The organism is Stenotrophomonas maltophilia group sp. Smal17 (assembly GCF_030237045.1).
Classification (GTDB): domain Bacteria; phylum Pseudomonadota; class Gammaproteobacteria; order Xanthomonadales; family Xanthomonadaceae; genus Stenotrophomonas; species Stenotrophomonas forensis.
The window spans coordinates 36,164-48,601 of record NZ_JASJSU010000030.1 but is presented as its reverse complement, the minus strand read 5'-3'; the positions used below and the strand labels follow the sequence as shown (position 1 = coordinate 48,601).

General features: G+C 66.3%; 14 protein-coding genes. 7 read left to right on the top strand and 7 right to left on the bottom strand.

Annotation, left to right across the window (positions count from 1 at the left end):
* Nucleotides 1-130: 130 nt before the first annotated feature.
* Nucleotides 131-1,255: a pyridoxal phosphate-dependent aminotransferase gene (locus QRO93_RS10275; RefSeq protein ID WP_164086330.1), complete on the top strand. Its 1,125-nt coding sequence runs from the start codon at nucleotides 131-133 to the stop codon at nucleotides 1,253-1,255.
* Nucleotides 1,256-1,335: 80 nt separating this feature from the next.
* Here the strand turns inward: QRO93_RS10275 and QRO93_RS10270 are convergent, their stop codons facing one another.
* The 7 genes from QRO93_RS10270 to QRO93_RS10240 all read right to left on the bottom strand — a co-directional run bounded on the left by QRO93_RS10270 (nucleotide 1,336) and on the right by QRO93_RS10240 (nucleotide 8,309).
* Complete coding sequence (locus QRO93_RS10270; RefSeq protein WP_180880174.1) at nucleotides 1,336-1,782, bottom strand: REP-associated tyrosine transposase; 447 nt, start codon at nucleotides 1,780-1,782, stop codon at nucleotides 1,336-1,338.
* Nucleotides 1,783-1,967: 185 nt separating this feature from the next.
* Nucleotides 1,968-2,705, bottom strand: a complete 738-nt coding sequence (zipA, locus tag QRO93_RS10265; RefSeq protein WP_053450220.1) for a cell division protein ZipA — start codon at nucleotides 2,703-2,705, stop codon at nucleotides 1,968-1,970.
* 46 nt (nucleotides 2,706-2,751) lie between these two features.
* A complete protein-coding gene (gene smc / locus QRO93_RS10260) occupies nucleotides 2,752-6,255 on the bottom strand; it encodes a chromosome segregation protein SMC (protein ID WP_180880173.1) in 3,504 nt (1,167 codons plus the stop codon).
* Nucleotides 6,256-6,514: 259 nt separating this feature from the next.
* Nucleotides 6,515-6,964: a 50S ribosomal protein L9 gene (rplI, locus tag QRO93_RS10255; protein WP_006452981.1), complete on the bottom strand. Its 450-nt coding sequence runs from the start codon at nucleotides 6,962-6,964 to the stop codon at nucleotides 6,515-6,517.
* Nucleotides 6,965-7,069: 105 nt separating this feature from the next.
* On the bottom strand, nucleotides 7,070-7,300 hold the full coding sequence (gene rpsR, locus QRO93_RS10250) for a 30S ribosomal protein S18 (RefSeq protein WP_002804494.1): 231 nt from the start codon (nucleotides 7,298-7,300) through the stop codon (nucleotides 7,070-7,072).
* An 11-nt stretch (nucleotides 7,301-7,311) separates the two neighbouring features.
* Nucleotides 7,312-7,749: a 30S ribosomal protein S6 gene (gene rpsF, locus QRO93_RS10245; RefSeq protein ID WP_049445625.1), complete on the bottom strand. Its 438-nt coding sequence runs from the start codon at nucleotides 7,747-7,749 to the stop codon at nucleotides 7,312-7,314.
* 221 nt (nucleotides 7,750-7,970) lie between these two features.
* A complete protein-coding gene (locus tag QRO93_RS10240) occupies nucleotides 7,971-8,309 on the bottom strand; it encodes an iron-sulfur cluster assembly accessory protein (RefSeq protein ID WP_006452998.1) in 339 nt (112 codons plus the stop codon).
* 128 nt (nucleotides 8,310-8,437) lie between these two features.
* Between QRO93_RS10240 and asnS the strand changes: the two genes are divergently transcribed.
* The 6 genes from asnS to QRO93_RS10210 all read left to right on the top strand — a co-directional run bounded on the left by asnS (nucleotide 8,438) and on the right by QRO93_RS10210 (nucleotide 12,412).
* Nucleotides 8,438-9,832, top strand: a complete 1,395-nt coding sequence (gene asnS / locus QRO93_RS10235; RefSeq protein WP_053450222.1) for an asparagine--tRNA ligase — start codon at nucleotides 8,438-8,440, stop codon at nucleotides 9,830-9,832.
* Between the two features lie 33 nt (nucleotides 9,833-9,865).
* Entirely contained in the window at nucleotides 9,866-10,165 is a 300-nt protein-coding gene (locus tag QRO93_RS10230; RefSeq protein ID WP_005417403.1) for a hypothetical protein, read from the top strand.
* A 7-nt stretch (nucleotides 10,166-10,172) separates the two neighbouring features.
* Nucleotides 10,173-10,487: a hypothetical protein gene (locus tag QRO93_RS10225; protein WP_006453002.1), complete on the top strand. Its 315-nt coding sequence runs from the start codon at nucleotides 10,173-10,175 to the stop codon at nucleotides 10,485-10,487.
* Between the two features lie 7 nt (nucleotides 10,488-10,494).
* Nucleotides 10,495-11,133 carry an FMN-binding negative transcriptional regulator gene (locus QRO93_RS10220; protein ID WP_180880172.1) on the top strand — a complete coding sequence of 213 codons (639 nt, stop codon included), beginning with the start codon at nucleotides 10,495-10,497 and terminating at the stop codon, nucleotides 11,131-11,133.
* Between the two features lie 72 nt (nucleotides 11,134-11,205).
* Complete coding sequence (gene can, locus QRO93_RS10215) at nucleotides 11,206-11,868, top strand: carbonate dehydratase (protein WP_006453004.1); 663 nt, start codon at nucleotides 11,206-11,208, stop codon at nucleotides 11,866-11,868.
* A 19-nt stretch (nucleotides 11,869-11,887) separates the two neighbouring features.
* The gene (locus QRO93_RS10210; protein ID WP_053450226.1) at nucleotides 11,888-12,412 is read left to right on the top strand and encodes a 3-hydroxyanthranilate 3,4-dioxygenase; all 525 of its coding nucleotides are present in this window, start codon (nucleotides 11,888-11,890) and stop codon (nucleotides 12,410-12,412) included.
* Nucleotides 12,413-12,438: the final 26 nt, after the last annotated feature.

The following is a 12,438-nucleotide window of genomic DNA, read 5'->3' as shown; positions in this document are numbered from 1 at the left end:
CCCGCCCTGGTAGGTGCCAACCTTGGTTGGCACATCTCCAGTGGAGCATGGCTCGACTCTACAAAAAGCGGGCTTGCCGCCCACCGCTACCAGCGCTAGCGTGCGTCGGTTGCCCTCTGGAATCCCGCCCGTGACCCTGCCTGCCTCCCGCCGCCACTTCCTGCAACTGGCCGGTGCCGGCCTCGCCTTGGCGGGCAGCGGCCTGCCCCGCCTCGGCCAGGCACAGCCCGCCGCTGTCGCGGCGCCTGCCCCTGCCGACGGCGCCGTGCTGCTGAATTTCAACGAATGCCCCTACGGCCCCTCGCCTGCAGCACAGCTGGCGGCGCGCGACAGCATCGCCCAGTGCGGCCGCTATCGCTTCGCGCTGGCGGGCCAGGTCCGCGACGCCTTCATCGAGCAGGCGCACATTTCCGCCGACCACGTGCGCCTGTACCCCGGCTCCAGTGAACCACTGAACCGTGCTGCCACGCTGTGGACCGGTCCGCAGGCGGGACTGGTGGTGGCCGACCCCACTTTCGAGACGCTGGGTGAGGTCGCCGCCGCGCACGGTGCGCACGTGCAGAAGGTGCCCTTGCGCGGGGACGGCGCGCACGACCTGCGCGCGATGGTCGCTGCCGCGCATGCACGCCCCACCGGGCTGCTGTACGTGTGCAACCCGAACAACCCGACCGGCTCGATCAGCCCGCCGGATGAGCTTGCCTGGCTGTTGGCCCACAAGCCGGCGTCGACCCGCGTTCTGGTCGACGAGGCCTACCTGCAGTACAGCGAGCAGCCGAGCCTGATCACACAGGTTGCACAGCGCGATGACCTGATCGTGCTGCGCACGTTCTCCAAGCTGTACGGCATGGCCGGCCTGCGACTGGGCGTTGCGGCGGCCCATCCCGACCGCCTGCGTGAGCTGGCCAGCCTCGGCGACAACCCGTTGCCGGTGCCCGCACTGGCGGCGGCACTGGCCAGCCTTCGCGACCCGCAACTGATCGCGCAGCGACGACTGCAGAATGCGAAGGCACGACAGACCACCCTTGCATGGCTGGGCAAGCGCGGCTTCAGCTGCCTGCCCTCGGAGGCAAACTGCTTCGTGGTCGATGTCCAGCGCGACGGTGGCGCCTTCGCCAAGGCCATGGCGGAGAACGGCGTGGTGATCGGGCGCAGCTGGCCGATCTGGCCGCAGCGCGTGCGCGTCACCGTGGGCACCGAAGAGGAGATGGCGGCATTCCGCCAAGCGTTCGCGAAGGTGGCCGGCGTACCGGCATAACCCCGCCGGGTGGGTGCCGACCGTTGGTCGGCACGCCAGACAGGGCCATTTGTAGAGTCGAGCCATGCTCGACTCATACCCTACGGGGCCCGATCAAACCATCGGCACCACGCAAACGGGTACTCGCCCAACTGTTCCGCCAGGCCCGCACGGACAGGGTTGGCGGCAATGTACAGTGCTTGACTCCGCAGGGACTCATCACATCGCGCAGCGTGGTCGTAATACCCCCGCTGCCAAAGTGGCCCGTCGGTTCCTGACAACCTGCTGCACCGGGATTTCATGATCTGCACCGAAGCAGCAAGCGTTCCTCCGCGAAGCTGCATCAACCAATGAATGTGGTCCGGCATGACCACCCAAGCGAGGTTGATACATTGGCCCTCCTGCTGGAGGCGCTGCAGCGTCGCCACCGCGAGTGCCGCCAGATCGGCGTCATCGAAGAATCGCTGACGGCGGTGAGTGATCGTGGTGATCGCGTAGACATTCCGGGATTGCGACCAACGACCTTTCAGGAGACGTGGGCTGGGCATGCCTGAGCATTACCGGACCGGGTCCGGTCGGGTATCGCTTGAATGCGGTCAGATGTGTAGGGAAGGCCCCAGTCGAGCATGGCTCGACTCTACACAACGCCATCCGCGCATGGCGTGGATCTACCCGGGGATACCGAACAACGACCGACGGTGGGTGCCGACCGTTGGCCGGCACGCCATGGCGCTTACCAGCGCGGCGTCTTGGTCAGCGGCGGTGCCTGGTGCTGGCGGTCGTAGGCGCGCAGTTCGTCGCGGATGTGCGCGATGCGCTGGCGGCCCAGGGCATTGCGGCTGTCATCCAGCACCACGCCATCCAGCAGTTCGGCCATCCGCTGCACGGTCGGCAGCATCTTCTCCCAGGCGTCCAGCGCGGTCAGCGGCGCAGGCAGGGTCAGGAAGAAGGCGATCGCCGGGGTTTCCATGGCGCGGATATTGGCCATGTCGAAGCTGCCCGGTTTCATGATGCTGGCCATCGAGAAGATCGGGCCGCGCTCGGGATGGGCCTCCACCAGGCGGTGGAAGACATTCATGTGGCCAAACACCAGGCCGGTCTTTTCGGCCGCGACCACGATGTCCTCGCCGCGCAGCTGCTCGCCGGCGCGGGCGGCCACGAACAACGAGACGATCTTGTCGAAGTCCTGGGTGGCGCGCTTGCCGAGATCGCTGGCCCCGGCGTCGGTGTCGGCCAGGCCGAGTTCGGCCTGCTCGCCTTCGCCGCCCATGCCCGGTTCGACCCGGCCATCGGCCACGGCGACGCCATCCTCGCCCAGCACCGGCTCGCGGCGCTCGCCACTGCTTGGCTCCGCGCTTTCCACGCGGCGCCCCTGGGGCTTCTTCTTCGGACGGCCAAACAGGAAGATCGCGGCGATCAACAGCAGGCCGGCGGCCAGGATGCCGATGCGCAACAGTGCCGTGTCGGACATTCGATAGGTTCTCCGGCTAGTTCATTCAGGTAACTAGGATGGCACGTCAGGCCGCGCCCGCCAATCGCGCGGCTTCTTCCAGGTCCACGCTGACCAGGCGGCTGACGCCCGGCTCGCGCATGGTCACGCCCGACAGCTGGTGGGCGGCTTCCATCGTGGCCTTGTTGTGGCTGACGAACAGGAACTGCACCTTCTCGCTCATTTCCTTGACCATGTTGGCCAGGCGGCCGACGTTGGCTTCGTCCAGCGGCGCGTCCACCTCGTCCAGCAGGCAGAACGGCGCCGGGTTCAGCTGGAAGATGGCAAACACCAGCGCCACCGCGGTCATCGCCTTCTCGCCACCGGACAGCAGCGAGATGCTGGAGACACGCTTGCCCGGCGGACGCGCCATGATGGTCACACCGGTGTCGAGCAGGTCTTCACCGGTCAGCTCCAGATAGGCATGGCCGCCACCGAACAGGCGCGGATACAGCGCCTGCACGCCCGCGTTGACGCGGTCGAAGGTGTCCTTGAAACGGCCACGGGTTTCGCGGTCGATCTTGCGGATGGCGTCCTCAAGTGTTTCCAGCGCCGTGGTCAGGTCGGTGTGCTGCGAATCCAGGTACTCCGAACGCTGCGAAGCCTCGCCGTACTCGTGGATGGCCGCCAGGTTGACCGGCTCCAGCCGGCGCATGCGGCCGTCGATCTGGTGCACGGCCTGCTCCCAGTCGCCCAGGCGGGCGTCCTCGGGCAGTGCGTTGAGTACGTCCTGCAGCACGAAACCGGCCTTTTCCACCGCGCCCTGCAGGGTGTCCGCGCTGAGCACCAGCGCCTGCTGGTCCAGCTTGCGCTGCGATATACGCTCGCGCTGGGCCAGCGCCTGCTCGTCGCGCTGATGACGGGTCTGCTCGTAGTTGCGCAGCTCGGCGTCGATGCCATCGAGCAGCGTGCGCGCCTCGGTCAGCACGCGGTCGGCACGCACCCGTTCTTCCAGTGCGTTCTGGTGCTCGGCCTGCAGCGATTCGACCGGCGAATCACCTTCATCCAGCTGCGAGTGCAGTTCACCCAGGCGCGAATCCAGCTGCCCGCGCTGGGTACCCATGCGCTCCAGGGCCTGGCTCAGTGACGCCAGCTGCGCACGCTGCGATTCCAGGGTGAGCGCCAGCGAATGCGAGCGTTCGCGCACCGCACGCGCAGCATCACGGGCGAGGTCGCGCGCCTCGGTCAGCTGGCGGCGTTCGCCCTCCAAGCGCTGCCGGGTTGATTCCAGATCACCCATGCTGCTGACCGCATTCTCCAACCGCGAGCGCGCTTCACGCGCCTGCTCATTGTTGGCTTCCAGCGTTTCCTGCAGCTGCTTCAGTTCACCTTCGATGCGGTCGATGCGGGTACGAGCGGCTTCCACCTTGCCCTGCTGGCCCTGCAGCTGGCCGGCAAGCTCGGACACCGCACGATGGGCCTGGTACAACGTGCGCTGCGCGTCTTCGCGCTGCTGCTCGGCGGCCTGCAACTGTTCGCGGAAGCCAGCCAGCTGCTCTTCCAGCTCAGCCTCGCGCTCCTGCAACTGTTCGATCTGCTCGCGCAGTTCATTGATCTCACGTTCGCGCAGCAATGCGCCCTGCTGGGCCGCACCCGAGCGCGAAACGCGCAGCCAGCCCTGGCCCAGGCGCTCGCCGCCCTGGGTGATGACCGAATCGCCTTCGGGCAGGCTGGCCTGCAGCGTCTTCGCCTCGGCCAGATCACGTGCACCGTGCAGGTGCGCCAGCAGGCGACGGATCGCGGCCGGGCCACGCACGCGTGCCGCCAGCGAGGTCGGGGCAACCTTCAGGTCCGCATCATCGTCGGCAACCAGCGCGATGTGACCTTCGCCCAGCTCACCCAGCGCATCGACCAGCCCGGCCGGGTCATCGACCAGCACGCCTTCGATCAACTGGCCGAGCGCACTTTCGACCGCATTTTCCCAACCAGCATCGACATCCAGGCGTTCGCCGACACGCGCCGCCGAATCCAGTCCATGCGCCTTCAGCCAGGCCACGGCAGCGCCCTGCTCCTGGCCGAGCGCGGCCTGCTGCAGGGTTTCCAGCGATGCCAGGCGGCCGCGCAGTCCATTGGCCTGCTTGCGCAGTTCGGCCAGTTCGTTCTGGCCGTTGCGCTGCTGCTCCTGCACGGCTGCCACGCCCTGCTTGCGGTGTTCCACCTCTTCGCCCAGTTCGTCCAGCGCGGTCTTCTGCGTGTCGTGCTGCAGATGCAGCTGCTCGAAGGCTTCTTCCAACGCGTCCACGTCCAGCCCGGCGCGCTCGGCGGCCAGTGCTTCGCGGCGTCGGTCGGCGTCGAGGACCTGCTTGTCCAGGTAGTCCACGCGGGTGCGCTCGACATCGCCGGCACGCGAGGCTTCCGAACTCTGCGAGGTATGCTGTTCCCAGCGCTGCTGCCAGCTGGCCAGCCGCTCCTCGGCCTCGCGCAGGCTTTCCTGCTTGATCTCGTTCTCTTCCTGCAGCTCCTCCAGCTGCGGGGTGGCAGCCTCCACCGCCTCGCGCAGCACCATCAGCTTGGCCTCGTCGCCGCTGATGTGCTGGCCCAGTTCGGCCAGCGCCTGGCGGGTCTCGTCGCGGGCCTTGTGCAGGCGCTGCGACAGCTCGCGCTGGTGCTGGATCTGCTGCTCCAGGCGCGCCAGCGTGCTGCCGACCTGGTAGACCGCGGCCTGCGCGGTATTGAGCGCATCGGCGGCCTCTTCGCGACGCACGCGCGAGGTCTCGATGCGGGCCTCGGCATCGCGCTGGTCGGCGATCAGCTGCTGCAACTTGGTCTCTTCCTGTGACAGCCCTTCGCGCAGCTTGGACAGACGGCCGTCGAGCCCACGGAATTCCAGGGCCTTCCACTCGGCGTCCTTGACCCGGCGCTCTTCCTGCAGGGCCTGGTACTGCTCGGCCTGCCGGGCCTGGCGCTTGAGGTGCTCCAGCTGCTTGCTGATCTCGTCGCGCAGGTCGCCCAGCCGGTCCAGGTTCTCGCGGGTGTGGCGGATGCGGGTCTCGGTCTCCTTGCGGCGCTCCTTGTACTTGGAGATACCGGCCGCCTCTTCCAGGTACACGCGCAGGTCTTCCGGGCGCGCCTCGATGATCTGGCTGATCATGCCCTGCTCGATGATCGAGTAGCTGCGCGGGCCCAGGCCGGTACCGAGGAACAGGTCGGTAATGTCGCGGCGACGGCACTTGGTGCCGTTGAGATAGTAGTTGCTGGTGCCGTCGCGGCTGACCGTGCGCTTGACCGAGATTTCGTTGAACGAGGCGTATTCGCCGGAAATCGTATGGTCGGAGTTGTCGAAGATCAGCTCGACGGTGGCCTGCGAGACCGGCTTGCGGGCGTTGGAGCCGGAGAAGATCACGTCGGTCAGCGAGTCGCCGCGCAGGCGGCTGGCCGAACTTTCGCCCATGACCCAGCGCACGGCGTCGATGATGTTCGACTTGCCGCAGCCATTGGGCCCCACCACGCCGGTCATGTTGGTCGGCAGGTGCAGGGTGGTCGGATCGACGAACGACTTGAAGCCGGACAGCTTGATCGTGGAAAGACGCATAGGGGTTCCGGACTGGGGCCGGCAAGCGGCCTGCGTTTACCCTCCAAGTCATTGATCCTGTTGGGATCGATGCCCGTGGAACGGGTGTGACGCCCTGAGTATACCGATGTGGCCGTGTTCTACGAATGGGCGTGGAACATTGCCCGGCCCCGCCTCGCCGGCGGGACAGGGCTCAACACCACGAAAGCGGGCCACAAAACAAAACGGGCACCCTTGCGGGTGCCCGTTCTGCGGTGATTCCAGGCCTTGCGGCGTGGGATCAGGCTTCGGCGACGACGACGACCTTGACGGTGGTCTCGACGTCGGCGTGCAGGTGGACCAGCACGTCGTATTCGCCGATGTTGCGGAAGGCGCCTTCGCCCAGGATGACTTCGCTCTTGCTGACCGGCAGGCCGGCAGCGGTGAAGGCATCGGCGATTTCACGGGCGCCGACCGAGCCGTACAGCTTGCCTTCGGTCGAAGCGTTGGCGGCGATGGTCACGCTCGCGCCTTCCAGCTTGGCCTTGCGGGCGTCAGCGTCGGCGTGGATGGCCTGGGCCTTGGCTTCGTACTCGGCGCGCTTGGCTTCGAACTCGGCCTTGTTGCTCTCGGTGGCCGGAACGGCCTTGCCCTGCGGCACGAGGAAGTTACGGCCGTAGCCCGGCTTCACGTCGACCAGGTCGCCCAGGTTGCCGAGGTTGGTGACTTTCTGCAGGAGGATCAGCTGCATGGTATTGCTCCAGATGAGTTATTCGTTAGCGAGGCGACGCCCCGCAACAAAGGCTGTCCGAATAGCTGGCACAGCGGGGGCGGCACCGGGCCGCCCCGCCGGGCATCAGACGTCGTGGTTGTCGGTGTACGGGATCAGGGCCAGGAAGCGAGCGCGCTTGACGGCGGTCGCCAGCTGGCGCTGGTACTTCGACTTGGTACCGGTGACGCGGCTCGGCACGATCTTGCCGTTCTCGGTCAGGTACTGGCGCAGGGTGTTGAGATCCTTGTAGTCGATCTCCTTCACACCTTCAGCCGTGAACTTGCAGAACTTGCGGCGACGGAAGAACTTGGACATGGGAAGGCTCCTTAGGCGGCGGAAGCGGCGTCGTCGCCGGCTTCGTTGTCAGCGGTGGTGGTGGACTCGCCTTCTTCGTCGTCACGACGACGGCGCTCACCGCGCTCCGGCTTGTCACCCTTCTCGTCCTTGCTCTTCATGATCAGCGACTGCTCGGTGTCAGCCTCGTCACGCTTGATGACCAGGTTGCGCAGCACGGCGTCGTTGAAGCGGAAGCTTTCGGTCAGCTCGTTCAGCACGGCCTGGTCGGCTTCGATGTTCAGCAGCACGTAGTGCGCCTTCACCAGGTTCTGGATCGGGTACGCCAGCTGGCGGCGGCCCCAGTCTTCCAGGCGGTGGATGGTGCCGTTGCCGTTCTCGACCAGCGACTTGTAGCGCTCGATCATGGCCGGGACCTGCTCGCTCTGGTCCGGGTGGACCATGAACACGATTTCGTAATGACGACTCATGTTTTTTCTACCTTTCGGATGTGGCCTTGCGGCCGGACAGCCCCCCGCCGTTGAGACCGCGGTGGGGCAAGGATTCCCGCCAGGAAGGCAGGAAGCCGCGCATTATGGCGCAGATGGGGGTGCCGGGCAACCGGCGGGCCATAGGGCAACCTGAACCCGGGAGCAGCCCCCATGCCAACCCAGGTTGGCCGTTACCAGAGCGATCAGGCTCCGGCCGGCCCTCAGGCCTTGTCGGCGTCGGTGGTGAAGCTCTCGCCGCAGCCGCACTCGGCGGTGGCGTTCGGGTTGCTGAACGTGAACGTCTCGCTCAGGCCATGCTTGCCGAAGTCGATCACCGTGCCGTCCACCAGCGCCAGGCTCTTGGCATCGACGTAGATCTTCACGCCGTCCTGGTCGAACACGGTATCGCCTTCGCGCTCGTCGCGGGCCAGGTCGGTGACGTGGCCCCAGCCGGAACAGCCGGTCTTGGTCACGCCGAAACGCAGGCCCAGCGCGCCGGGGGTCTGGGCGACGAAGCGCTGCACGCGCTCGAAGGCAATGGGGGTCAGGCTGACGGCCATGGGGCTACTCCAGAGGTACGGGGACATTATAAGGAGCCGTTGCCGCGAAAAATGCCTCGCAAGCGGAACACTGCAACCGGTAAACTCCCGTGTTCACAGATCGAGTCGATCAGCAGAGGATTCAAGTCATGACGGTGGTCAGCGTTGAACATGCGCTTGCCGGGAAGATCCCGGAAGGCGGCGAAGTCACGGTACGCGGATGGGTGCGCACGGTGCGCGGTTCAGCGAATCTGGCCTTCGTGAATGTAAGCGACGGCTCCTGCTTCGCCCCGATCCAGGTCGTGGCCAACGACACCCTGGCCAACTTCGACGAGATCAAGCGCCTGACCAGCGGCTGCTCGGTCATCGCCACCGGCACCCTGGTGAAGTCGCAGGGCAAGGGCCAGTCGTTCGAGATCCAGGCCAGCGCGCTGGAAGTGGTCGGCTGGGTCGAAGACCCGCTCACCTACCCGATCCAGCCCAAGCCGATGTCGCCGGAGTTCCTGCGTGAAGTGGCGCACCTGCGCCCGCGCACCAACCTGTTCGGCGCGGTCACCCGCATCCGCAACTGCCTGGCCCAGGCCGTGCACCGCTTCTTCCACGAGAACGGCTTCAACTGGATCAGCACGCCGATCATCACCACCTCCGACGCCGAAGGCGCCGGCCAGATGTTCCGCGTGTCCACCCTGGACATGGTGAACCTGCCGCGTGACGAGAAGGGCGCGATCGATTTCAGCCGCGACTTCTTCGGCAAGGAAACCTTCCTGACCGTGTCCGGCCAGCTGAACGTCGAGGCTTACTGCCTGGCGCTGAGCAAGGTCTACACCTTCGGCCCGACCTTCCGCGCCGAGAACAGCCACACCACCCGCCACCTGGCGGAGTTCTGGATGATCGAGCCGGAAATCGCCTTCGCCGATCTGGCCGAAGATGCACGCCTGGCCGAAGAGTTCCTGAAGTACCTGTTCCGCGCCGTGCTGAACGAGCGCAGCGACGACCTGGCCTTCATCGCCGAGCGCGTGGACAAGAACGCGATCACCAAGCTGGAAGACTTCATCAACGCACCGTTCGAACGCATCGACTACACCGATGCGGTCAGCCTGCTGCAGAAGTCCGGCAAGAAGTTCGACTTCCCGGTCGAATGGGGCCTGGACCTGCAGACCGAGCACGAGCGCTGGCTGACCGAGGAACACGTCGGCCGCCCGGTGGTGGTGACCAACTATCCGGAGCACATCAAGGCCTTCTACATGCGCCTGAACGATGACGGCAGGACCGTCGCCGCGATGGACGTGCTGGCCCCCGGCATCGGCGAGATCATCGGTGGCAGCCAGCGCGAAGAGCGCCTGGACGTGCTGGACGCGCGCATGGCCCAGTTCGGCCTGGACCGCGAGCACTACAGCTGGTACCGCGATTTCCGTCGCTATGGCTCGGTGCCGCACGCCGGCTTCGGCCTCGGCTTCGAGCGCCTGGTGGTGTACGTCTGCGGCCTGTCCAACATCCGCGATGCGATCCCCTACCCGCGCGCCCCGGGCAGCGCGGACTTCTAAGCCACTTCACACGACCACGGAGGTACTGCCCCCATGACCCTGTTCTTCGCCCTCTGTTTCGTCGGCGTTGCAGTGGCCGGGTTCAGTGCCTTCGTGATCTTCTGGCCACTGACCCTGGTGCACGTGCGCGATCGCCATCCGGCGCTCGCCGAGCGCTTCGGCAGTGGCGCCTTCCTCAAGCCCGATGCCCTGGCCTGGCTGCTGCGCCGCGACTATCGCCAGCAACCGGACCGCTCGTTGTCCGGGCTGGCGACCCCGGCCTGGGTATCGCTGCTGACCCTGCTGGCCGGACTGGGCATGGCCGCCCTGCTCTGGCTGGCCTCGCTCTGGTAACACATCCATGAATGACATCACCGCCTCGCGCGACAGCTGGTGGCTGGCCAGCCTCGGCAACACCCTGATCTGGGCACGCCTGCGCGTGCGCCCGGCCGGCACCGCCGAAGTGCTCGACAGCGATGGCAACACGCTGAGCTATGACAGCGAAGACACCGCCCGTTCGCAGCTGTTCGATGCCGAGTTCGTCGAGTACGACGGCCTGGACGAGGAAGACGCACTGGTGCGTGGCTTCAGCCTGCATGAAGTGCAGCCGCCGCAGGCCGACAGCGATGAAGGCCTGCGGGGACGCATGATCCAGTCGCTGGGCGGGCGCGCCTGACCCGCGCATGTTCACCCCGCGCGCCTTCGCCGAGACCGACCTGCTCTGGCTGGACCGCCTGCTGGCGCGCGATCCGTTCGTCACCGTGCTCACCATGGGCAGCGATGGCCTGCCGGAACTGACCCGGATGCCGGTGTTGTATCGGCGTGATGGCGAGCATATCGAGCTGCGCGGGCACTGGGCCCGTGCCAATCCGCAGTCACGCCATCGTGGCGCGGCCAAGGTGCTGATCGATGGCCCGCACGGTTATGTCTCGGCCAGCTGGTACCCGGACAAGGAGCCCGCCGCGCGGGTTCCAACCTGGAACTACGTTGCGGCGGAACTGCGCGGCCAGCTGCATACCTTCGACGATACCGATGCACTGGCCGAGCTGGTCGGCGCCATCAGCGACCGCTTCGAAGCCAGCGTCGGCCAGGCCTGGCAGTTCGATGCAGCGCGCACCGAGCATGGCCCGGAACTGCGCGCCATCATCGGTTTCCGTTTCCAGGTCGAGCACGTGCAGCTGAAGCTCAAGCTGAGCCAGAATCATCCCGACGCCAACCAGCAGGCAGTGGTCGCCGCGCTGGACGCGCTGGCCACCCCATCTTCCCAGGAACTGGCGCAGTGGATGCGCTGGCACCGCGAACAGGCCGCCCGCAGCGACTGAGCGCAACAGATTCCCGCAACGACGCAGCCGGAGGGTTGCGGCGAGCCCCTACCCGACGCCAGGGACCCGAACATGAAAGACATCCACAAGCTGCTGCAGAACAACCGCGACTGGGCCGACCGCATCGAGAAGGAAGACCCCGAGTTCTTCCACCAGCTGGCCAAGCAGCAGCACCCGGAATACCTGTGGATCGGCTGTTCCGATTCGCGCGTGCCGGCCAACCAGATCATCGGCATGGCCCCGGGTGAGGTGTTCGTGCACCGCAACGTGGCCAACGTGGTCGCGCACACCGACCTGAACTGCCTGAGCGTGGTGCAGTACGCGGTGGACCAGCTGAAGGTGAAGCACATCCTGATTGTCGGCCATTACGGCTGCGGTGGCGTGCACGCCTGCCTGCACAACACCCGCGTCGGCCTGGCCGACAACTGGCTGCGCCACGTCGGTGACGTGATGCAGAAGCACACCGCGATCATCGACGCCATCGAGACCGACGAACTCAAGCATGCCCGCCTGTGCGAGCTGAACGTGATCGAGCAGGTCGCCAACCTGTGCCGCTCGACCATCGTGCAGGATGCCTGGGCCCGTGGCCAGAAGCTGATGGTGCACGGCTGGGTCTACAGCCTGAAGGACGGCCGTGTGCGCGAAATGGGCATCGACGTCGGCGCGCCGGAAGAGCTGCAGCCCGCCTACGAAAAGGCGCTGTCCTACGTCCCGCGCAAGGGCAAGCGCGACTGACCTCCAAGGGAAACCGATCATGCTCGCTTCGCCGATCAACCTGCACGCCTGGATCGAAGAACACCGCCACCTGCTGAAGCCGCCGGTGGGCAACAAGATGATCGACAACGGCGATTTCATCGTGATGGTGGTCGGCGGGCCGAACTCGCGCACCGATTACCACTACGACGAAGGCCCGGAGTGGTTCTACCAGCTTGAAGGCGAGATGGTGCTGAAGGTGCAGGAGGATGGCGCGGTGCGTGACATCCCGATCCGCGCCGGCGAGATCTTCCTGTTGCCGGGGAAAGTACCGCATTCGCCGCGGCGGCCGCCCGGCGGGATCGGCCTGGTGGTCGAGCGCAAGCGCCTGCCGCATGAGATGGACGGCGTGATCTGGCACTGCGAGCGCTGCAACCACAAGCTGCACGAAGAGTATTTCCCGCTGCAGAACATCGAAACCGACCTGCCCAAGGTCTTCGCGCGCTACCACGCCAGCCTGGAGCTGCGCACCTGCAGCGCCTGCGGGCATGTGGACCCGCTGCCGGCACCGGCGGCCGCTGGTTGACCATCCGCCGTTGTAGAGCCGAGCCT

What these genes read in the sequence shown, in the direction of transcription:
- zipA (WP_053450220.1), bottom strand. Translation starts at nt 2,705, where the DNA reads ATGTCCGACACGGCACTGTTGCGCATCGGCATCCTGGCCGCCGGCCTG.
- smc (WP_180880173.1), bottom strand. Translation starts at nt 6,255, where the DNA reads ATGCGTCTTTCCACGATCAAGCTGTCCGGCTTCAAGTCGTTCGTCGAT.
- QRO93_RS10230 (WP_005417403.1), top strand. Translation starts at nt 9,866, where the DNA reads ATGACCCTGTTCTTCGCCCTCTGTTTCGTCGGCGTTGCAGTGGCCGGG.
- QRO93_RS10225 (WP_006453002.1), top strand. Translation starts at nt 10,173, where the DNA reads ATGAATGACATCACCGCCTCGCGCGACAGCTGGTGGCTGGCCAGCCTC.
- asnS (WP_053450222.1), top strand. Translation starts at nt 8,438, where the DNA reads ATGACGGTGGTCAGCGTTGAACATGCGCTTGCCGGGAAGATCCCGGAA.
- QRO93_RS10210 (WP_053450226.1), top strand. Translation starts at nt 11,888, where the DNA reads ATGCTCGCTTCGCCGATCAACCTGCACGCCTGGATCGAAGAACACCGC.
- QRO93_RS10240 (WP_006452998.1), bottom strand. Translation starts at nt 8,309, where the DNA reads ATGGCCGTCAGCCTGACCCCCATTGCCTTCGAGCGCGTGCAGCGCTTC.
- can (WP_006453004.1), top strand. Translation starts at nt 11,206, where the DNA reads ATGAAAGACATCCACAAGCTGCTGCAGAACAACCGCGACTGGGCCGAC.
- QRO93_RS10220 (WP_180880172.1), top strand. Translation starts at nt 10,495, where the DNA reads ATGTTCACCCCGCGCGCCTTCGCCGAGACCGACCTGCTCTGGCTGGAC.
- rpsF (WP_049445625.1), bottom strand. Translation starts at nt 7,749, where the DNA reads ATGAGTCGTCATTACGAAATCGTGTTCATGGTCCACCCGGACCAGAGC.
- QRO93_RS10270 (WP_180880174.1), bottom strand. Translation starts at nt 1,782, where the DNA reads ATGCCCAGCCCACGTCTCCTGAAAGGTCGTTGGTCGCAATCCCGGAAT.
- rpsR (WP_002804494.1), bottom strand. Translation starts at nt 7,300, where the DNA reads ATGTCCAAGTTCTTCCGTCGCCGCAAGTTCTGCAAGTTCACGGCTGAA.
- rplI (WP_006452981.1), bottom strand. Translation starts at nt 6,964, where the DNA reads ATGCAGCTGATCCTCCTGCAGAAAGTCACCAACCTCGGCAACCTGGGC.